Below are 19,127 nucleotides of genomic sequence, written 5' to 3'. Positions count from 1 at the left end.
GCACGTTCCGAAGGGACAGCAATTGAAAAGGGAGGTTTTCAATGCGCTTCAAACTCGCCGGCCCGATGGCCGCCGCCGTACTGCTTGCATCGAGCACCGCGTTCGCCCAGTCGGGCCAAGTCACCATCTGGAGCTGGAACGTCGCGGCCTCGTCTCTCAAGGCGACGCTCGAAGGCTTCAACAAGAAATATCCAGGCATCAAGGTAACAGTGGAGGATCTTGGCAACGACCAGGTCTACGACAAGACGCTCGCGGCCTGCGCAGCGGGAGGAGAAGGCCTGCCGGATATCGTCTCGATCGAGAATTTTGAAGCCGAGGTTTTCTGGAACCGCTTTCCCGATTGTTTCGCCAATCTGAGCGAAGTCGGCTACACGCCCGAAATCCAGGCCCTCTTTCCCGAATTCAAGCGGACCGAGCTGGAAGTCGATGGGATTCCTTACGCCGTGCCGTGGGATTCAGGACCGGTCGCGGTCTTCTATCGACGCGATTTTTATGAAAAGGCCGGCGTCGATCCAGCAACGATCAAGACGTGGGACGACTTCATCGCCGCTGGAAAGAAGGTGATGGCTGCCAATCCGGGAACCGTGATGGCTCAAGCCGATTTCAATGGCGACAGCGAATGGTTCCGGATGATCTCGAACGAGCAAGGCTGCGGCTATTTCTCGACCGATGGCCAGACGATCACGATCAGCCAGCCGGCCTGCGTCGCAACGCTGGAGAAGGTCAAGCAGATGAAGGACGCGGGCCTGATCACGGCTGCGATCTGGGACGAAAAGATCCAGGCGAGCACGGCAGGCAAGGCCGCCAGCCAGATGTATGGCGCCTGGTACGAAGGTACCATCCGCTCAACCTCCCCGAACCTCGCCGGCAAATGGGGCGTTTACCGGATGCCCAGCCTCACCGCCGACGGCCCCCGGGCAGCCAATCTCGGAGGGTCTTCGCTGGCCCTCAGCGCTGCCTCCGAAAACAAGGAAGCTGCCTGGAAATTCATCGAATACTCGCTGACCACGAATGAGGGCCAGGTCACCATGCTGAAGTCCTTCGGGCTGGTTCCGTCACTCTTGTCGGCGGTGCAGGACCCGTTCGTGAAGGAGCCGCAACCCTACTGGGGCGGGCAGACCGTATGGGCGGATATCCTCGCCACTCTGCCGCAGATCGTTCCAAGCAGAGGCACTGCTTTCCAAAGTGACGCGGACGCTATCTATCAGGCCACGCAAACGAAGTACTTCGCCGGTGGCTATCCGAATGCGAAGGCCGCACTCGACGACGCGGCAAAGCAGATTGCGACTGCAACCGGCCTGCCCGTTGCGCAATGAGAATGCCGGGCGGCCTAAAGCCGCCCGATCTTTGCCGCTCAGCGTACCCGACAGGAGAATGAGATGCTTTCGAGGAATAGGGCGGCCTATGCCTTCCTTGCCCCCTACCTTTTGATCTTCGTCACCTTTTGGCTCTGGCCGATCATAAACTCGCTTCTGATCTCGTTTCAGAACACCCGCGTCAATCCGTGGCGGTTCAGTCTCTCGGCCAACTGGGGGCGTCTATTCGTTGATCCCGCTTTTTATAACGCGCTTTACAACACCCTGATCATCCTGGTGATCCAGGTGCCGGTAATGATCGCACTTGCTACCGTCATGGCCGTCCTTCTGAACTCCCCACTCCTGAAGGCGCGACCGCTCTACAGGTTCGCCTTCTTCGCACCGGTCGTCGTTGGCGAAGTGGCCTATGCCGCGGTCTTCAGGCTGATGTTCAGCGCCGATTTCGGCATCGTCAACAAGCTGATTACCTCGGTTGGCTTGTCACCGGTGTCGTGGTTCGACAATGCCAACGCGGCGATGGCGCTGGTGATCATAGCGATCACCTGGCGATGGGCGGGTTATAACGCCATCATCCTTCTCGCCGGCTTGCAATCCATACCTGACGATGTCTACGAAGCCGCGACACTCGACAAGGTGAGCAAGTTCCAGCAATTCGTCCACATCACCCTTCCGCTCTTGAAGCCAATCATCAGTTTCTGCGTCGTGCTGTCGGTCATAGGCACCATGCAGCTCTTTACAGAACCCTTCTTGATTACCAATCGCGGTGGCCCGGGTGGGGGAACTGAAACCCTCGGCCTGCTCCTCTACCGCCAGGGCTTTACCTCGCTGAATTTCGGCTATGCCTCGGCAATCGCCTATACGATCGCAGGTCTGGCCGTGGCGATTTCTCTGCTCAACCTCGTCCTGGGGAGGGAGAAAAAATGAAGTCGAAATCCCGCTCGCTGCTGCTCCAGAAGATCGCGTTGCACGCGGTTTTGACGCCGCTTGCGATCCTGTGGCTTTTCCCGCTCTGGATGATGTTCGTGTTCTCCACCATGCCGGACCACGGGATCTTCAGTCCGGAGATCGTACTCTGGCCGTCGGCGGAATTTGCAGCCAACTTTCAGAACCTTCAGGCGGACACGAATTTCGTCCGGGCAATGTTTATCTCGATTATCGTCGCGATCGTCTACACGGCCCTGTCTGTCATGCTGACTTCCATGGCAGGCTGGGCGCTTGCGCGCTACCGTTTCGCGGGCCGGTCCATCGTGGTCGCGATCATCCTCGGGACGATTACGCTGCCCTTTGCAGTGGTCGTCATCCCGCAGTTCATCATGGTCGCGCGCGAATTCAAGCTCGCGAATACCTGGATCGCACTGATCGTGCCGCCGCTGTTCAACTCCCTCGGTGTCCTCTTCATGCGCCAGGCTTTTTCGATGATGCCCGGTGAGCTCTTCGATGCCGCGAGAGTGGAAGGCGTCAGGGAATGGCGGATCTTCCTCCACATCGCGCTGCCATTGGCGCGCCCGACCATGGCAGCGCTGGCGATCATCCTGTTCCTGGCGTCCTGGAACAATTATCTGTGGCCGCTGCTGATCAATTCGCGGCCGAACATGATGACCGCGCCGGTGGCACTTGGAACCTTGATCGGCCTCACGAAAGTTTCCTGGGGCGGCATCATGGCCGGCGCGGTGCTGCTTACCGCGCCCGTGCTCGTCGTCTTCGTTTTCTTGCAACGCCACTTCATCGCCGGGATCTCGGCCGGTGCCGTCAAATAGCCGGGGAGGGATCATGGCAAAAATCAAACTCGAAAATGTCGTCAAAAGTTTCGGGGCCTATCAGGTGGTCCATGGGGCAAACCTTGAGATCGACGACGGTGAGTTCACCGTTTTCGTTGGACCGTCCGGATGCGGGAAATCGACCCTCCTGCGCATGATCGCGGGCCTTGAGGATATTTCTGCCGGCACCATCAGCATCGGTGGAAAAGTGGTCAACAACACTGAGCCATCCGATCGCGGCATAGCGATGGTTTTTCAGTCCTATGCGCTCTACCCGCACATGACCGTCCGACGGAACCTCTCCTTCGGACTGGAAATGAATGGCAACCCGAAAGACGATACCGCCCGCCGCGTCGCGCTTGCGGCGAACATATTGCAGATCAACGAGCTCATGGATCGGCGTCCCGCCCAGCTTTCCGGAGGTCAGCGGCAGCGTGTCGCGATCGGACGGGCCATCGTTCGCGAACCGCAGGTTTTTCTTTTCGACGAGCCGCTTTCGAACCTCGACGCCGAGCTGCGCGTCCAGATGCGTGTCGAGATTTCCAAGCTGCACAAACAGCTTCGGACGACGATGATCTATGTCACGCACGATCAAACCGAGGCGATGACGCTTGCAGACAAGATCGTCGTATTGCGGGCCGGTCACATCGAGCAGGTGGGCGCGCCGCTGGATCTCTACGACGATCCTGCCAATCAATTTGTTGCCGGCTTCGTCGGCTCGCCGAAGATGAACTTCCTGAAGGCGGAGGTGGTCGAGAAGGGGCCCGGCGGAGCGGTCGTGGCACTCTCATCCGACCGGACTGTCCGGTTCGCATTCTCGCTTTCGACCGAGATCAATGCCGGTGCATCTGTCACGCTCGGCATTCGGCCTGAACATTTTATCCTGCCCGGGGAAGGTGATGCGGACCTGACAGTGGCTGTCGAGGTGGCGGAGCATCTCGGCAATACCAGCTACGTCCACGCACGCCTTTCCGGTGAGACGGTCGTCATCGAGCAACCTGAGAGTCGCCACAGGGGCGACGGCCAACACCTGACCGTGGGCGTGCCGGCCAGGCGCGTCTTTCTTTTCGATCAAAAAGGCAATCGCCTTCGCTAAGCAATTTCAAAGGATATCAAAGGAAAATCCATGACTGAAGAGAACCATGTTCGCTGGGGTATTATCGGCCCGGGCACCATCGCACGGGCTTTCGCTGAAGGTATCGCGCATTCGCGGACCGGCAGGCTGGCCGCCATTGCCACCCGCAATCCGGAGAAGCCCGGCCTTTCGGAGGCCTTTCCGGGGGCGAGAATCGTCGCCGGCTATGATGTGCTGCTCAGCGACCCGGAGATTGATGCGGTCTATATAGCGGTTCCCCACGTCGGACATGCGGAATGGGCGATCAAGTCGGTTCGCGCCGGCAAGCATGTGCTGGTCGAAAAGCCGATGGCGCTTTCTGCATTCGACGCTGATGTGATCTTCCACGAAGCAAGGAAGGCCAAGGTCTTTGTCGGTGAAGGCTATATGTATCGCCTGCATCCTCAGACAGCGCGGCTCGTGGAGCTAGTCAAAAGCGGAGTTATCGGAGATGTCAGGATCATCCGCTCGAGTTTTGGTTTCAACATGGGAAGCTTCAAGCCCGAGCACCGGCTTTTCAACGGCGATATGGCGGGCGGCGGTATTCTGGATGTCGGGGGCTATCCGGTATCCATGGCCCGGCTTATTGCCGGTGCCGTCGAGGGAAAGGATTTCGTGGAGCCCAAGACAGTGGCGGGTGCCGCACATCTCGGTCAATCCGGCATCGACGAATGGGCCTCCGCCGTCCTCAAGTTCGAAAACGGTATCGTCGCCGAAGTCTCCTGCTCGATCATGGCGCAGCAGGACAATACGCTCCGTATCATCGGTTCCAAGGGCCGGATCGAAGTGAAGGATTTCTGGTTCGCCTCGGGTCGCCAGGGCGGGATCGGACGGATCGAGATCATCAAGGGTGACGAACGCGAAACCATTGAACTCGAAGAGAAAGGGTATCTCTATTCCTTCGAGGTCGATGCGGTCGGCGAAGCGATCCGTGAGGGGAGAGGGGAGTTCGCGTCGCCGGGGATGAGTGCGGCGGATTCGCTCGGCAATCTGCGCGTGCTCGACCAATGGCGCGCATCCGTCGGCCTGGAATACGCTGCTGAAACGGCCGTTGGACGCCCCACCAACATAACCGGCGGCAAGGTGCGTCTCGGCAGCGGTATTCCGAAGCGACCGATTCCGGGTGTGGCGAAGGAGGCCTCGGCGCTCAGCCTCGGCTTTGAATTCTTCCCGAATTTCGCGGCGGCATCATTGACCATGGATGCCTTCTACGAAGCCGGGGGCAATGTATTCGATACCGCCTACGTCTACGGGGCGGGCAAAACGGAGAAAATTTTTGGCGACTGGCACACAAGCCGGGAGGTGCCGCGCGATGAATTCGTCCTGATCGGCAAGGGCGGGCATTCACCGCTTTGCTATCCGGATGTGATTGCCAAGCAATTGGATCAATCCCTCGACAGGCTGAAGACCGATTATGTCGACGTCTATTTCATGCACCGGGACAATCCCGAAATACCGGTCGGCGAGTTCGTCGATGCGATGGATGCGGAGGTGAAGCGGGGCAGGATCCGCGGCATTTTCGGCGGGTCGAACTGGAATCGAGCGCGCATGGACGAGGCGATCGCCTATGCCCGCAAGAACGGAAAGACGGCCCCGGGCGCCCTGTCCAACAATTTTTCGCTCGCAGAGATGCTCGATCCGATCTGGGCGGGATGTGTCGCTGCGTCCGACGACGATTGGAAGGCATGGTTGACCGAAAAGCAGATCCCGAACTTTGCCTGGTCGAGCCAGGGCCGCGGGTTTTTTACGAACCGGGCGGGACGGGACAAGCGGGACGACGACGAACTGGTACGCGTCTGGTATTCCGAGCGGAATTTCGACCGCCGAGATCGAGCAATCGAGCTTGCTGAAAAGCTCGGTCGCCACCCGATCCATGTGGCATTGGCCTATGTCATCGCACAACCCTTCCCTGTGATACCGCTGATCGGGCCGCGAACCGTGGGCGAACTTGAGGATAGCCTCTCGGCACTCGATATCCGGCTTTCGCCGGAGCAGGTCCGATGGCTGGAGAATGGTTCATAGGACTTTTGACAGAGGCTCGGCGGCGCCTATCGCATACGCCGCCAAGCCTCCGGCCGTAGGCGGGGTAACCAATGGGGTCTCTACAGCACGGACAATATTGTCGCCGCCTCGGCATAGTTCCAGGACCGTTAGCAAACATGATCAACGTTTTGTGAATACCCACAGCCATCGTTTCAAAACGACACACTCAGCAGTCTGCCCGCTGCCATGAAATACCGTTAGATCGAGGGGCAGGAAGGCTCGATCCTGCCCCTTCGGATGCTGTCATCCGAGGTCGTCGGGAACGGGGCCGATCCTAGATCAGCCAGTCATTCGTCGTATCCGCCGTCGATGATGTAGCAGCAGGCGGATTGTCTTCGAGCGAATACGCGCGAATGTAGTCAATCTTCATTTGAGAACCATTGACCAGACCGCTTGATGGGCTTCCCGCGGCTCCGCCCACGGCCAGATTGACCAACATATACATCGGGTCGTGCATGTCTGCCGGCGTATCGGCATGCGCTATGGCAACATCGTCGAAATACCAGACGATCTGGTCCTGGTCCCACAACATCCCGTAGGTATGGAAGCCGTCAGTGCTGGGCACGTTGACTGCCGAGGTCTGGGTTGTCTGCTTGCCAGTCGCGTTGGAATGGGCCGAGACGTGGAGGGTGTTAGGGTCCTGTCCCCGCATTTCCACCACATCGAGTTCCGGCGGCCAGGCTCCGTCTTCCGGAAGCAGCCAGAAGGCCGGCCAGACGCCGCCATCGTTGGGCATGTCGGCCCGGATTTCGAAGTAGCCGTAGGTTTGGGCGAAGGTGGAGTGTGTATTGAGCAAGCCCGAGGTGTAGTCATACCCGTTCACCAGGCTTTCGATAGCCGCCGGCGTCTGCTTCGCAGTGATCGTCAGCACGCCGTTGTTGATGGAGAAGGGATTTGCCGAGGCCGTGGGCGCATAGAGTGGATTGATGTACCACTGCTGTTCGCCATTACTGGAAAGGGAGCTGCCCTTGTCCGGAGCCCAGGGGAATTTGGCGTCCCAGGTGCCGGTTGTGCCGTTGTGAAGCGACAGCGAGTTGAAATTGTCCGAAAAAGTCTGTGTCAGCCCAGAGCGGTCGAGGCTCAGCGCGAACTGATCGGAGTTGAGTTCATCGGGAGTGGTTCCGGCAAAAACGAGGCTCTCGCCACCACCAAGATCAAGACGCAAATTCGCGCCTTCCTGTATGAAACGGCTGCTGAGCTGTTCGAAGGACGTGAAGCCGTAATTGTTCAGCCTGATGGTATCGTCTGCGCCAAAGTCGGTAATCAGGTCGCTGCCGTTGCCCTTGGCGAAGATGAAGGTGTCGGCGCCGCCTCCACCCGTGAGCACGTCATTGCCGTCACCGCCGTCGAATGTCTGTCGGCTTGAAGATCCCGAAATGATGTTGTCGACGCTATTTCCGAAAGCGAAGCGTTTGTCGCCTGTCACCCTGAGGTTTTCGAAGCCGGCGGCGAGCGTATGGCTCATCCAGGTGTCGATGGTATCCACGCCGGCATTCGCGGCTTCATAGGCGCGATTGATGCTGGAATAGAGGTAGTAGATGTCGTCGCCTGTGCCGCCGCTCATCGTGACGTTGACCGAACTGTCGCCCCACATGGAGTCATTGCCGGCAGTTCCAGATAGTGTCGGCCCGGAGCCGGTGGCGGAAAACCACGCCTTTGAAGTGCCACTATAATAGAGCGTGTCACCGACGGCGTTCAAAACGGTTTTGGTCATCAAAGCCTCTCCTGTTTTGGCTAAAACCTCCCGTTTCCTCCTCTAAAAGATGTCTGCACAACCGAGCGGACATCGATCCTCCAAAACCATAGGTACCCCGCGAGGGTTCCCATGACCAGTCAAACTTGGTCGGCGGACGATTTAAATTCGGTCGCGGGACACCTCAGCCGATCCGCCTGCGAAGGACTGCATAGGCCGCAGCAGCGCTCATCGCTGCCAAAAAATACCAGGTGATTGCGTAGATGAGATGGCTGTTGCGGAACTGGGCGACAGTCAGCCCTCCGACCGGCAGGTCGCCGGCGTTGGGGGTGGATTGGGCATCGATGAAATAAGGCGCAACGTTTGCGAGCCCCTTCGCTGCGGTGATCGCCGCGACGTCACGGGAATACCAGCGGTCATTCTGGGGTGCATTGGTTCGCAAAAAGGCGCCGTTGGGCTCGGTGATACGCAAAAGCCCGCTGATCTCCACCGCACCCGGGACATCTCCATCCGTCCGTGACGCCCGATCGCGCCGGTCTTCGGGCACGAAGCCGCGGTTGATCAGGATCGTCGTACCGTCCGGCCGTTGAAGCGGGGTCACAACCCAGAAGCCGGCGCCAAGCGCCGTCACCGCCTGGACCAGGACTTCCTTGTCATGGAGGAACGCACCGATTGCTATGACCCTACGGTATTCGTCCTTTTCCGCAGTGATGCCGGCCCAATCGGTCGGTCCGGGGGGCGGGACGGGATCGGTATGCAGTCGGGCGTCCACCCGCTCGATCAGGTCAAGCTTCCAGAAAAGCCGCTGCACCTGCCATGTGCCGAGACTGAGGAAGACCGCGACAAGGACCAACATGGCCGTCGCGAAAATGACCCGGGACCGGCGGGACCGAAAGGATTTTTCCTCGCCGAACCTCAGGTGATCTGCATCCGAGCTCACAGTTGTGGACCCTTATGGCATGTTCTTCATCATTTCAGGCGACATGGGCATCATGTTCGCGTTCAGATGATGCATGACCCAGAGCGAACCGGCGAGCGTGATGCCGACGAGCACCAGCGTGAAGATCAGCGCCATGATCGTCCAGCCCCCTTCCGAGCGCGGGTTCATATGGAGGAAATAAACCATGTGAACGACAATCTGGATGACGCCGAGGCCCATCACGAAGAAAGCCGTCACCAGCTTGCTGTCGAAGACCTCGCCCATGACCAGCCAAAACGGGATGGCGGTCAGGATGACGGAAAGAACAAAACCGATTAGGTAGCCCTTAAGAGTGCCGTGGCCGGCTTCATGGCCGTTGCTGTGGCCGTGATGGGTGGCAGAGGCGCTTTCATGGGCGGGGGCGTGCGGGTGCGAGATCATCCTAGGACTCCCAGGAGGTAAACGAAGGAAAAGACACCGATCCAGATGACGTCGAGGAAGTGCCAGAACATTGAAAGGCACATCAGCCGGCGGCGGTTCTCGGGGATCAATCCCCGCATCGAAACCTGCACCATCAAGGTGATCAGCCAGATGATGCCGAAGGTGACATGCAGGCCATGGGTACCGACCAGCGTGAAGAAGGAGGAGAGGAAAGCCGAGCGGGTAGGACCCGCGCCCTCGTGAATCAGATGGATGAATTCGTAGAGCTCCAGCCCGAGGAAGATCGCGCCGAACACGCCGGTCACCCCGAGCCAGAACAGCGTCTCGGTTTTGGCATTGCGCTCCATCTGCAGCATGGCAAAGCCGTAGGTGATCGACGACAACAACAGCATGGCCGTATTGACGGCCACCAGCGGCAGATTGAACAGATCGGCGGGCGAGGGGCCGGCGGCATAGGAGCGGCCAAGTACCCCATGGGTCGCAAACAGCGTCGCGAAGATGAGGCAGTCGCTCATCAGATAGAGCCAGAAGCCCAGCATGGTGCTGCCTTCTGGATGATGCTCTTCAGTCAGGTAGAATTCCGGCTTATCCGTATCTTGGGCCTGGATATTGCTTGCCATGTCAGGTCCGCTCCGCGAGCAGTTCGGAGCGCGCGTCCTCTGTTGTCGTTACGGTTTCGGCAGGAATGTAGAAATCCCGGTTATAGTTGAATGTGTGGCCGATCGCGACCGCGAGCATCGCGACGAAGGAGAGGATCGCCAGCCACCACATATACCAGATCATCCCGAAGGCGAGGGCGACGCTGAGTGCGGCCAGGATCAAACCTGTCCCGGTATTCCTGGGCATGTGGATCTGTTTGAAACCGCCGAGCGGGCGCTCATAGCCGCGGCGCTTCATGTCGTACCAGCTGTCATGATCATGCACGACTGGGGTGAAAGCGAAATTGTAGTCCGGAGGCGGTGAGGAGGTCGACCATTCCAGTGTGCGACCATCCCAGGGGTCGCCGGAGTTGTCGCGTAGCTGGTCGCGCTTCAGGAAACTGACGACAAGCTGGATTATGAAGGACGCAATGCCGATCGCTATCAGGAAAGCTCCGAATGCCGCGATGATGAACCAGATCTGCAGCGACGGATCTTCGAACTGAGAGACGCGACGGGTTACGCCCATCAGGCCGAGTACGTAGAGCGGCATGAACGCGACGAAGAAGCCGATCTGCCAGAACCAGAAGCTCATCTTGCCCCAGAACGGATCGAGCTTGTAGCCGAAAGCCTTCGGCCACCAGTAGACGATGCCTGCCATCAGACCGAACAGGACACCGCCGATGATGACGTTATGGAAATGGGCGATCAGGAAAAGCGAGTTATGCAGCACGAAGTCGGCCGGGGGGATGGCAAGCATGACCCCGGTCATGCCGCCGATCACAAAGGTCACCATGAAGCCTATCGTCCAGTACATCGGCAGCTCGTAGCGGATACGGCCGCGATACATGGTGAAGAGCCAGTTGAACATTTTCGCGCCGGTAGGAATGGATATGATCATCGTGGTGATGCCGAAGAAGGCGTTCACCGAGGCGCCGGCACCCATCGTGAAGAAATGATGCAGCCAGACGATGTAGGACAGGATCATGATCACGCAGGTCGCATAGACCATCGAGGCATAACCGAACAGCCGTTTGCCGCTGAAGGTGGCGACGACTTCCGAGAAGATGCCGAAAGCCGGCAGCACCAGGATATAGACTTCCGGGTGGCCCCAGATCCAGATGAGGTTCACATACATCATCGGATTGCCGCCAAGGTCGTTGGTGAAGAAGTTCGTGCCGACATAGCGGTCGAGCGACAGGAGCGCGAGCGTAGCCGTAAGGATCGGGAAGGTCGCAACGATCAGAATGTTGGTGCAAAGCGAGGTCCAGGTGAATACCGGCATCTTCATGAACGTCATGCCGGGTGCGCGCATTTTCACGATCGTCGCGATCAGATTGATGCCCGACAGCGTCGTACCGACACCTGCCACCTGCAACCCCCAGATATAATAGTCGACCCCGACACCAGGGCTGTAATCGGCACCCGAAAGAGGCGGATAGGCAAGCCAGCCGGTGCGGGCAAATTCGCCGACGAACAGCGACATCATGATGATGATGGCTCCGGCTGTCGTCATCCAGAAGGAAAAGTTGTTGAGGAAGGGAAAGGAGACGTCGCGCGCGCCGATCTGCAGCGGCACCACGTAGTTCATGAAGCCGGTGACGAAGGGCATCGCTACGAAGAAGATCATGATCACGCCATGAGCCGTGAAGATCTGGTCGTAGTGGTGCGGATTGAGGTACCCTTCATTGCCGTTGAAGGCGATGGCTTGCTGGATACGCATCATGATCGCGTCGGCGAAGCCGCGCAGCAGCATAATGATCGCGAGAACGATATACATGACGCCGATTTTCTTGTGGTCGACGCTGGTGAACCATTCCGTCCAGAGATAGCCCCAGAGCTTGTACCTGGTAATCAGCGCCAGCAGGGCGATCCCGCCCAGAACAACCGCCGCGAATGTCACGACAAGGATGGGCTCGTGGTAAGGGATGGCCTGCCATGAGAGGCGTCCGAAGATGAATTCCGTCAGGGTAGAGTTGCCGAACATTGTATTGTCCAAAATCGATTGATGTGCCGGTCAGGGCTGCGTGGTGCCTTGGTTCATCTGTGGCGCGGCGGGTCCGCCCGGAGCGCTGCCTGGAGTTGTGTGGCCTTCGTGCATGTTTTGCTGGATCGGCGTTTCGGTCGGCTGATGCGGTGCATCTATGCCTTTGGCGGGTTCCGGGCTGCGAGCAGGATTTCCTGTCGCCGGGAAGGTGGCTCCGGGTGCTGCTTCTCCGTGTGCCGCGTCATCGGCATGACGATTGTCGTATTCCAGCTTGGCGCGGTTGTCGTGGCTTTCGGCGCCGCCGCCTCCGGCCATGTCGATATGCATCATTTCGCTCATGCACATCTGGCCGGGACGCGCGCACATATTCAGGATTGCGTCGAATAGACCGTTCTCGACGCTCGCAAAGTAGCGGACCGGTTCCCTGGCGCTCGGCTTTTCTAGCTTGAGATAGGCATCCCGGCTGAGAGCCGTTCCCTGCGCCTTCACCCTTGCAACCCACTCATCGAAACCGGCTTGCTGCAGGCCGTGAAACTTGAAGCGCATATGGGAGAAGCCATCGCCGCTGTAGTTGGTCGACAGACCCTCGTATTCGCCCTGCTCGTTCATGACGGCGTGCAGCCTGGTCTGCATGCCTGGCATGGCGTAGATCATGCCGGCAAGCGCGGGAACATAAAACGAGTTCATCATCGAGGAGGCCGTGATCTTGAAATTGATCGGCACATCGACCGGCGCGGCGATTTCGTTCACCGTCGCGATCCCGTAGTCCGGATAGAGGAACAGCCATTTCCAGTCGAGCGCGACGACTTCGACCGTAAGCGGCTTCGCTTCGGCGGGAATGGCGCGCTCGGCATCCAGCCGGTCGAGCGGCCGATAGGGATCAAGCTTATGGGTGCTAATCCAGGTGACCGCGCCCAATGCGATGATGATCGCAAGTGGCGCCGACCAGATGATGACTTCAAGCCGCGTCGAGTGGTGCCACTCCGGATCGTAGGGTGCGCTGGTGTTCGAGCTGCGGTATCGCCAGGCGAAAAACAGTGTCAGGAAAATGACCGGCACGATGATCAACAACATCAGCACCGTCGAGACGACGATGAGGTCTCTCTGCTGTACGGCAATATCCCCCGAAGGCGACATGACCACGAGGTTGCATCCGGCAAGAGCCGGAAAAGACACGAAAAGGAAGAGGCGGCCGACGAACTTGATTAGACTTTGCATCTCGGGCTCGAATTTGCGTTTTGTCTAGTTGGACTAATCGCGACGATGCATGGTCGGGAATGAGGTCGTTCGTCGCAGTGCAGCAATATGTCGCAATGCAGCAACGAGACCTTTCGGGCCGATCAGCACTTGCCGCTGCTGAATCCCGAGGGGTCGCCGATGCCGCTCGATCACATCTAGGACGCAATGCCTCTCCGGCTAGAGGGGCGGCCGCACACGACCCTCGGGCTTTTTCGGCCGGCTGTCCTTGATCTCGCCGGCAGTTTGATCAACATTTCCAGAGTGAGGCGGAGTCACGCCAGGAGGAAAGCATGAACACGGTCGTCAATCCCACATCATCTGGCCTGGAACGGGATGCCCGCCGCATTCATGACGACAAGCCGATATCGCCGGGCAGCATCGCCATCGGCGTGGTCATTGGTCGCATGTCGGAATTTTTCGACTTCTTCGTTTACGGTCTTGGTTCCGTCCTCGTCTTCCCGAAGCTCATTTTTCCTTTTGCGCCCGATCCGGTCACCGCAACGCTGATGTCGTTTGCGATCTTTCCGCTCGCCTTCATGGCGCGTCCGGTTGGGTCCTTCGTGTTCATGTGGGTGGACCGCAACTATGGACGCGGCACGAAGCTGACGGTCGCGCTCTTCCTTCTGGGCGGATCGACGGCTTCGATCGCCTTCCTGCCGGGATATGAAACGATCGGCTACTGGGCGGTGGCGCTTCTGGCGCTCTTCCGTCTCGGACAGGGATTTGCGCTCGGGGGGGCTTGGGATGGTCTGGCTTCCCTCCTCAACCTCAACGCGCCACCGAATCATCGCGGCTGGTATGCGATGATCCCGCAGCTCGGAGCGCCAATTGGCTTTGCGCTGGCGAGCATCCTGTTCGGCTATTTTGTCGCCAATCTTTCGGAAGCCGACTTCCTGGCCTGGGGCTGGCGCTACCCGTTCTTCGTGGCTTTCGCAATCAATGTTGTGGCGCTCTTTGCGCGGCTACGGATCGTGGCGAGCAAGGAGTTCGGCTCGGCGCTGGAAGCCAATGAATTGCAGCCGCGGCCCGTCTTTGAAATGCTCAGCAAACACGGCCATGACGTAGTGCTCGGCGCCTTCGTGCCGCTCGCAAGCTTTGCCATGTTCCACCTCGTGACGATATTTCCGCTGAGCTGGGTGACGCTCTACGGCGGTCAGTCGGCGGCGGAATTCCTTTGGGTGCAGGTGGCAGGGGCGGCTGTCGGGATCATCGGCATCATTCTCTCAGGGGTATTGGCCGACCGCATCGGCCGTCGCAGCCAGTTGATGGTCGGCGCAGTGATCATCGCGATCTTCTCGTTCTCGGCACCCTTCCTGCTTGATGCCGGGGGGAAGGGGCAGGATGCTTTCATCATCATCGGCTTCGGTATCCTGGGCCTGTCCTTCGGCCAGGCCTCCGGTGCCGTTTCCTCCCGCTTCAGCCAGTATTACCGCTATACCGGCGCGGCATTGACGTCCGATCTTGCCTGGTTGGTTGGGGCCGGGTTCGCGCCTTTGGTGGCGCTTGGCCTTGCCAGCAATTTCGGCATCATCTTTATCGGCGGGTATCTGATCTCAGGGGCGATCTGCACCCTGATCGCGCTCAGCGTGAGCCGCGTTCTCGATCAGAGCAACGAACCGGGTCCCGGGCGCTGAAATCGAAAATGCCGGGCTTGTCCCCCGGCATTTTGCAAATTCCATTTCCAAAAGGAGGCAGCTTTTCAGGCGGCCTTCTTGCTGAGCGTCGGGCGCGTCGCGGCAGCCTTCTCGACCATGGCGGTGACTTCCGCACGGCGGGCGCCGGTGAGCGACATGCGCGGCATGCGCACGCGCTCCGTTCCGCGGCCCATGATCTGCTCCGCAAGCTTGATCGACTGGACGAGATCGTGCTCGGCGTCGAGATGCAGCAGCGGCATGAACCAGCGGTAGATGCGACGGGCTTCCTCCCAATCGCCGCGGGCTGTCGCAGCGACGAGCGCCACCGATTCCTGCGGGAAGGCGCTGGTAAGGCCTGACACCCAACCTTTGGCGCCGAGCAACAAGCCTTCAAGCGCCACATCATCAAGCCCGGCGAAGATATCGAACCGATCGCCAAAGGCGTTGATCAGGTCGGTAAAGCGGCGGGGATCAGGCGCACTTTCCTTGACGGCTTTGATGTTTGCCACACCTTCGAGCTCGCGCAGCACCTCGTTGGTGATGTTGACGCGATAGGCGGGCGGATTGTTGTAGAGCATGATCGGCAGGGAAGTCGCTGCCGCCACCGCCTTAAAATGCGCGATCAGTTCCTCCGGCTTCGGCACATAGACCATGGCCGGCAGAACCATCAAACCGTCGGCTCCAAGCTTTTCCGCGTCCCGGGCATAGGCGACGGCACGGCGCGTGTCGAATTCGGAAACGCCTGTGATCACCGGCACCCGCCCATTGACCACTTCGACCGCGGCTTTGAGGATCGTGCGCTTTTCTTCCGGATCGAGGGAATTGTTCTCGCCACAGGTGCCCATGACGATCAGCCCGTTGACGCCATCGCGCACGAGCGCGTCCTGAACGCCCTGCGTCGCGTCGATATCGACCGAGAAATCTTCATTGAACTGTGTCGTCACGGCGGGGAAAACGCCGCTCCAGCCTGTGGTCATTTCAAGCACTCCTATGGTTGTCGGATCCGTCGCCGCCGGCGAAGCGGTCAGGCAAAGGGTTCGGTCGGGCTCCTTGCCGGTTGGGTAAACCATTCCGGCCCGGTTGCGGTCATGTGGATATGATCCTCGAGACGTATGCCGAAGCGTCCCGGAAATACGAGCATCGGTTCATTCGAAAAGCACATTCCGGGCTGGAGCACGGTAGAGTTGCCCCGAACGATATAAGGCTCCTCGTGAATTTCCATGCCAAGTCCGTGGCCGGCGCGATGGGGCAGCCCCGGGAGGACATAGTCCGGGCCGAGTCCGTGGCTTGCCAGGACGCGCCGCGCCGCGTCGTCGAGGCTGCCGCAGGTGGCGCCAATCCGCGCCGCCTCGAACACGGCCTGCTGTGTTTCCCTCTCGATCATCCAGGCTTCGGCAAACTCGCTTGTCGGTTCGTCCAACACGTAGGTGCGGGTGAGGTCGGAATGATAGCCGTCCAACCGGCAGCCGGTGTCGACCAGGACGACATCTCCCGGGGAGTAGACCTGGTCGCCATCGGCGCCGTGGGGCAGCGACGTCGCGAGACCGAAGGAGACAATGCAGAAACTCGATCCTCCGGCGGCTCCGAGCGCCTTGTGCTGTTCGTCGATATAGCGAATGACTTCGGAGGCGCGGATGCCCGGCCTGATGATGGAATGAGCGCGGCGTTGCACCTCCAGCGTCAGGTCCATCGCATACTTGATGATGGCAATTTCTGTTTCCGACTTTCTAAGCCGCATATCGCGGATTAGCCGGCCTCCGTCGACAAGGCGATCGGCACCGAAGACCGCGGCGAGCTGATGATAGACGAAAAGGGGCAAGGCGTCGTCGAGAGCGAGTTTTGCGCCGGGCGGCAGGAGTGACGCCACCAGAGCCGCACCGCTTTCGTCTTCCTGCCAAACCGCAATATCGCCTGGAAGCCGGAAGAGGGTTTCGACGCGGCTCTGCTCGAAGCCGGGCACGATGTAGCGGATTTCATTCGGTGTTACGAGCGCGCCGAGAAGGCGTTCGCTTGGGTGCCAGACCAAGCCCGTGAAATAGCGAAGGCTCTCCGTCGCGCCCAACAGCAGTCCGCCCAACTCCCTTTCCACGAGCGAAGCCTGCAGTAGCGAAAGCCGCCGCTGGCGTTCGTCGTGTGCGATGTCAGGAACAGGGTGAGGCCAAGACCAAGACATATGGGGTTCCTTGCTGCTCAGCCCTTTATACGCTTCTGTATTCAGTTTGTCGACACCAATATTGGGGATCTGACTTAGACGATTTTGTTGAGATCGAGGGGATTGCCGAGATCGCGGGCAAGATAATCCTGGATCTGCTTGACGATCTGTGCGGCATGCTGAAGTGCGAGCTCGTCGGCTTGTCCGACATCCCGAGCCTCGATCGCGGCGATGATCTTTTCATGTTCTTCGACGTACTGCCGAGGCAGGCGGTCATCGAATGTCCGGTAATAAAGCCGCAGGATTCGCCGTCCCTCATCGAGGAGTCGTGCGAAAAAGGTGATGTAGTAAGAATTGCCGGCAAGCTCGGCGATGGCGACATGGAATTCGCGGTTGGCTTCGATCATCCCCAACGCGTCTTGCGCCTCAACGGCCGCGGTGAATTCCGCCTGGCGGGCGCGAATGACATCCATGGCCTCCGGCTCCGCCCGGGTCGCGGCCCCGCGGGTCGTGACCCGGTACATCAATGTCAGAGCGTCGAAATAACCAGGCAGCGATGCAAAGTCGATCGGCGAGACGATGGTATTGCGGTTGGGTAACGTGGTGACGAGGCCTTCGGCAGAAAGACGCAGAAGCGCCTCCCGCACGGGAGTGCGCGACATTCCGAAGCGCTCCGACAGCCGCACTTCATCAAGCGGGCTTCCCGGCGGCAGCGCCATGGCGAGGATTTCCCTACGCAATACCGCATAGACGCTTTGAGTGCCGGAACCGCGAGGGCGGGGAGCGTCGTTTTCGTCCGGTTCTATTCTTGCCATGGTGTCGCAACCCCTTGTCTAACGTCTGAGAATACGCGCGCAGCCACTTGTTTTCCCGCCACGATGGCTCCTTCGATGTAACCTGGGAAAGATGGCGAGAGCTCCGATGATGCGAAATAGACAGGCGGTGCGCCGTGGTTGAGGACATCCTCGGCGTCTGCGGCATCGAGCTCGACAATGACGTCGCTATAGGCGCCGCCGCTCCAGGGATCGGCGACCCAATCACGGATATGGACTTCTTGTGGTTGTCCGGCCTCCGGGCCGAACGCGTCGACAAGCAAGCCCAGGATAAAGGTTCGCAGCTCACCGTTGGACTTCCTGTGCCAATCGTCCGCCAGCGGGCCGCCGATAAAGACAACCAGTCCGGCATGGTCCCCGTGGCTTGCATCACAGGCATAGAGCCCTTGTGGCTCCTGCCACATCACCGATCCATTCAGCGCGTCAACGCGCCAGAAGGGTCGAGCATAGGTCACGTGCACCTTTATCGCATTGCCGGCGCCCCAGGCGGCGAGTGCGCGACCTAAAGCGTCGGAGAGAGCAGGTGAGAAAGACAGCCGGCGGCTTATGGTCGGAGGCAGAGCGAGGATAAGCCTGCGCGCTGAAAAAAGCTCCTGTTCCACCCCTACCGTGACACCGCCGGGGGAATGATCGACATGGGTGACACGGGCATCCAGCCGCAGTCGATGGTCGAGGTTGGCGGCGATCCGCTCGGCCAGCCAGTGCATGGTTTCGGCGAGGAACATCTCCAGTTCCCAATGAGTATTGGTTATCCGCCGATCGTTCGAAGCAAGGTAGGCGAAGGAGATTTCCTCGGGCGAACGACACCATAGGCCCTTCACGAGACGAAGAAAGCCTTGCGCGACATTTGCAGGAATGTCCTGCCGCGCAATCCAGGCAGCAACTGTCAGTCCGGCCAGTTCCGGGTCGTGCGGGTCCGTTGCGATCATTTGCTCCCGAAGCGCATCAACCCGATGCCACAGGGCAAGACCCTCGGCGGGTGAAACGGGAGGACGGAAAACGGTGTCCCCATCAGCATAGGACATCATCGGCATCGTGCCATGGGCTTCGATGAGCGCCATCAACTGCGGCATGTCACGGCAGAAGAATTGCCCGCCCGTATCAACCCGCCTGCCATTCGTCAGGACGGTGGATTCGACCTTCCCGCCCACCCGGCTGCGTGCTTCGAGCAGGAGAACGTCGAGGCCGGCGTCAGCCAGCTGTGATGCAGCGACAAGGCCGGTGAAACCTGCACCGACAATGATGACGTCCCGTTCCGGCATGCATTTCTCCGCTGCCACCTTCTTCGTCAGGCATTAGCGGAAGAGGACCACGACGTCCATTCGCCAGGGAGGCTGGGCGAGCATCTTTCATCTCGATGA

16 protein-coding genes are annotated in these 19,127 nt (G+C 59.4%); 6 read left to right on the top strand and 10 right to left on the bottom strand.

The window, feature by feature from the left end; all coding sequences use genetic code 11:
- The first annotated feature begins 41 nt into the window (after positions 1–41).
- From C5L13_RS09120 to C5L13_RS09100, 5 genes are all read left to right on the top strand, one after another.
- On the top strand, positions 42–1,316 hold the full coding sequence (locus C5L13_RS09120) for an ABC transporter substrate-binding protein (RefSeq protein ID WP_105382953.1): 1,275 nt from the start codon (positions 42–44) through the stop codon (positions 1,314–1,316).
- Positions 1,317–1,379: 63 nt separating this feature from the next.
- Positions 1,380–2,240, top strand: a complete 861-nt coding sequence (locus C5L13_RS09115) for a carbohydrate ABC transporter permease (protein ID WP_105382952.1) — start codon at positions 1,380–1,382, stop codon at positions 2,238–2,240.
- Positions 2,237–3,073 (top strand): carbohydrate ABC transporter permease, encoded by an 837-nt coding sequence (locus C5L13_RS09110; protein WP_105382951.1) that lies wholly within the window; start codon positions 2,237–2,239, stop codon positions 3,071–3,073. Before C5L13_RS09115 ends, C5L13_RS09110 begins: the two co-directional genes overlap by 4 nt.
- A 13-nt stretch (positions 3,074–3,086) precedes the next feature.
- Positions 3,087–4,169 (top strand): ABC transporter ATP-binding protein, encoded by a 1,083-nt coding sequence (locus tag C5L13_RS09105; RefSeq protein ID WP_105382950.1) that lies wholly within the window; start codon positions 3,087–3,089, stop codon positions 4,167–4,169.
- 30 nt (positions 4,170–4,199) lie between these two features.
- The gene (locus C5L13_RS09100; RefSeq protein ID WP_105382949.1) at positions 4,200–6,209 is read left to right on the top strand and encodes an aldo/keto reductase; all 2,010 of its coding nucleotides are present in this window, start codon (positions 4,200–4,202) and stop codon (positions 6,207–6,209) included.
- A gap of 295 nt (positions 6,210–6,504) precedes the next feature.
- Here the strand turns inward: C5L13_RS09100 and C5L13_RS09095 are convergent, their stop codons facing one another.
- From C5L13_RS09095 to cyoA, 6 genes are all read right to left on the bottom strand, one after another.
- Positions 6,505–7,944 (bottom strand): endo-1,3-1,4-beta-glycanase EglC, encoded by a 1,440-nt coding sequence (locus C5L13_RS09095; protein WP_105382948.1) that lies wholly within the window; start codon positions 7,942–7,944, stop codon positions 6,505–6,507.
- Positions 7,945–8,107: 163 nt separating this feature from the next.
- Positions 8,108–8,779, bottom strand: a complete 672-nt coding sequence (locus C5L13_RS09090) for an SURF1 family protein (RefSeq protein ID WP_105383140.1) — start codon at positions 8,777–8,779, stop codon at positions 8,108–8,110.
- A gap of 96 nt (positions 8,780–8,875) precedes the next feature.
- Positions 8,876–9,283: a cytochrome o ubiquinol oxidase subunit IV gene (cyoD, locus tag C5L13_RS09085; protein ID WP_105382947.1), complete on the bottom strand. Its 408-nt coding sequence runs from the start codon at positions 9,281–9,283 to the stop codon at positions 8,876–8,878.
- Positions 9,280–9,903: a cytochrome o ubiquinol oxidase subunit III gene (gene cyoC, locus C5L13_RS09080; RefSeq protein WP_105382946.1), complete on the bottom strand. Its 624-nt coding sequence runs from the start codon at positions 9,901–9,903 to the stop codon at positions 9,280–9,282. Before cyoC ends, cyoD begins: the two co-directional genes overlap by 4 nt.
- A 1-nt stretch (position 9,904) precedes the next feature.
- Positions 9,905–11,908, bottom strand: coding sequence for a cytochrome o ubiquinol oxidase subunit I (cyoB, locus tag C5L13_RS09075; RefSeq protein WP_105382945.1), 2,004 nt, complete (start codon positions 11,906–11,908; stop codon positions 9,905–9,907).
- Between the two features lie 30 nt (positions 11,909–11,938).
- The gene (cyoA, locus tag C5L13_RS09070) at positions 11,939–13,126 is read right to left on the bottom strand and encodes a ubiquinol oxidase subunit II (RefSeq protein WP_105382944.1); all 1,188 of its coding nucleotides are present in this window, start codon (positions 13,124–13,126) and stop codon (positions 11,939–11,941) included.
- 311 nt (positions 13,127–13,437) lie between these two features.
- Here cyoA and C5L13_RS09065 point away from each other — a divergent pair, with 311 nt between their 5' ends.
- A complete protein-coding gene (locus C5L13_RS09065) occupies positions 13,438–14,781 on the top strand; it encodes an MFS transporter (RefSeq protein ID WP_105382943.1) in 1,344 nt (447 codons plus the stop codon).
- 65 nt (positions 14,782–14,846) lie between these two features.
- Here C5L13_RS09065 and C5L13_RS09060 read toward each other — a convergent pair whose 3' ends face one another.
- From C5L13_RS09060 to C5L13_RS09045, 4 genes are all read right to left on the bottom strand, one after another.
- On the bottom strand, positions 14,847–15,758 hold the full coding sequence (locus tag C5L13_RS09060) for a dihydrodipicolinate synthase family protein (RefSeq protein WP_105383139.1): 912 nt from the start codon (positions 15,756–15,758) through the stop codon (positions 14,847–14,849).
- Positions 15,759–15,805: 47 nt separating this feature from the next.
- Entirely contained in the window at positions 15,806–16,954 is a 1,149-nt protein-coding gene (locus C5L13_RS09055; RefSeq protein WP_105382942.1) for a M24 family metallopeptidase, read from the bottom strand.
- 74 nt (positions 16,955–17,028) lie between these two features.
- A complete protein-coding gene (locus tag C5L13_RS09050) occupies positions 17,029–17,748 on the bottom strand; it encodes a GntR family transcriptional regulator (RefSeq protein WP_105382941.1) in 720 nt (239 codons plus the stop codon).
- Complete coding sequence (locus C5L13_RS09045; protein WP_105382940.1) at positions 17,736–19,028, bottom strand: flavin monoamine oxidase family protein; 1,293 nt, start codon at positions 19,026–19,028, stop codon at positions 17,736–17,738. The genes C5L13_RS09050 and C5L13_RS09045 overlap by 13 nt, the downstream gene beginning before the upstream one ends.
- Between the last annotated feature and the right edge of the window lie 99 nt (positions 19,029–19,127).

It is taken from the genome of Neorhizobium alkalisoli (genome assembly GCF_002968635.1).
Lineage (GTDB): Bacteria > Pseudomonadota > Alphaproteobacteria > Rhizobiales > Rhizobiaceae > Neorhizobium > Neorhizobium alkalisoli.
This window is presented reverse-complemented; position numbering and strand designations above follow the sequence as displayed.

Bases quoted from the DNA above. Each gene is read 5' to 3' on its own strand.
- C5L13_RS09065 (WP_105382943.1), top strand. From the start codon at position 13,438: ATGAACACGGTCGTCAATCCCACATCATCTGGCCTGGAACGGGATGCC.
- C5L13_RS09095 (WP_105382948.1), bottom strand. From the start codon at position 7,944: ATGACCAAAACCGTTTTGAACGCCGTCGGTGACACGCTCTATTATAGT.
- C5L13_RS09100 (WP_105382949.1), top strand. From the start codon at position 4,200: ATGACTGAAGAGAACCATGTTCGCTGGGGTATTATCGGCCCGGGCACC.
- C5L13_RS09115 (WP_105382952.1), top strand. From the start codon at position 1,380: ATGCTTTCGAGGAATAGGGCGGCCTATGCCTTCCTTGCCCCCTACCTT.
- cyoB (WP_105382945.1), bottom strand. From the start codon at position 11,908: ATGTTCGGCAACTCTACCCTGACGGAATTCATCTTCGGACGCCTCTCA.
- C5L13_RS09060 (WP_105383139.1), bottom strand. From the start codon at position 15,758: ATGACCACAGGCTGGAGCGGCGTTTTCCCCGCCGTGACGACACAGTTC.
- C5L13_RS09055 (WP_105382942.1), bottom strand. From the start codon at position 16,954: ATGTCTTGGTCTTGGCCTCACCCTGTTCCTGACATCGCACACGACGAA.
- cyoA (WP_105382944.1), bottom strand. From the start codon at position 13,126: ATGCAAAGTCTAATCAAGTTCGTCGGCCGCCTCTTCCTTTTCGTGTCT.
- C5L13_RS09045 (WP_105382940.1), bottom strand. From the start codon at position 19,028: ATGCCGGAACGGGACGTCATCATTGTCGGTGCAGGTTTCACCGGCCTT.
- cyoC (WP_105382946.1), bottom strand. From the start codon at position 9,903: ATGGCAAGCAATATCCAGGCCCAAGATACGGATAAGCCGGAATTCTAC.
- cyoD (WP_105382947.1), bottom strand. From the start codon at position 9,283: ATGATCTCGCACCCGCACGCCCCCGCCCATGAAAGCGCCTCTGCCACC.
- C5L13_RS09110 (WP_105382951.1), top strand. From the start codon at position 2,237: ATGAAGTCGAAATCCCGCTCGCTGCTGCTCCAGAAGATCGCGTTGCAC.
- C5L13_RS09105 (WP_105382950.1), top strand. From the start codon at position 3,087: ATGGCAAAAATCAAACTCGAAAATGTCGTCAAAAGTTTCGGGGCCTAT.
- C5L13_RS09050 (WP_105382941.1), bottom strand. From the start codon at position 17,748: ATGGCAAGAATAGAACCGGACGAAAACGACGCTCCCCGCCCTCGCGGT.
- C5L13_RS09120 (WP_105382953.1), top strand. From the start codon at position 42: ATGCGCTTCAAACTCGCCGGCCCGATGGCCGCCGCCGTACTGCTTGCA.
- C5L13_RS09090 (WP_105383140.1), bottom strand. From the start codon at position 8,779: ATGTTGGTCCTTGTCGCGGTCTTCCTCAGTCTCGGCACATGGCAGGTG.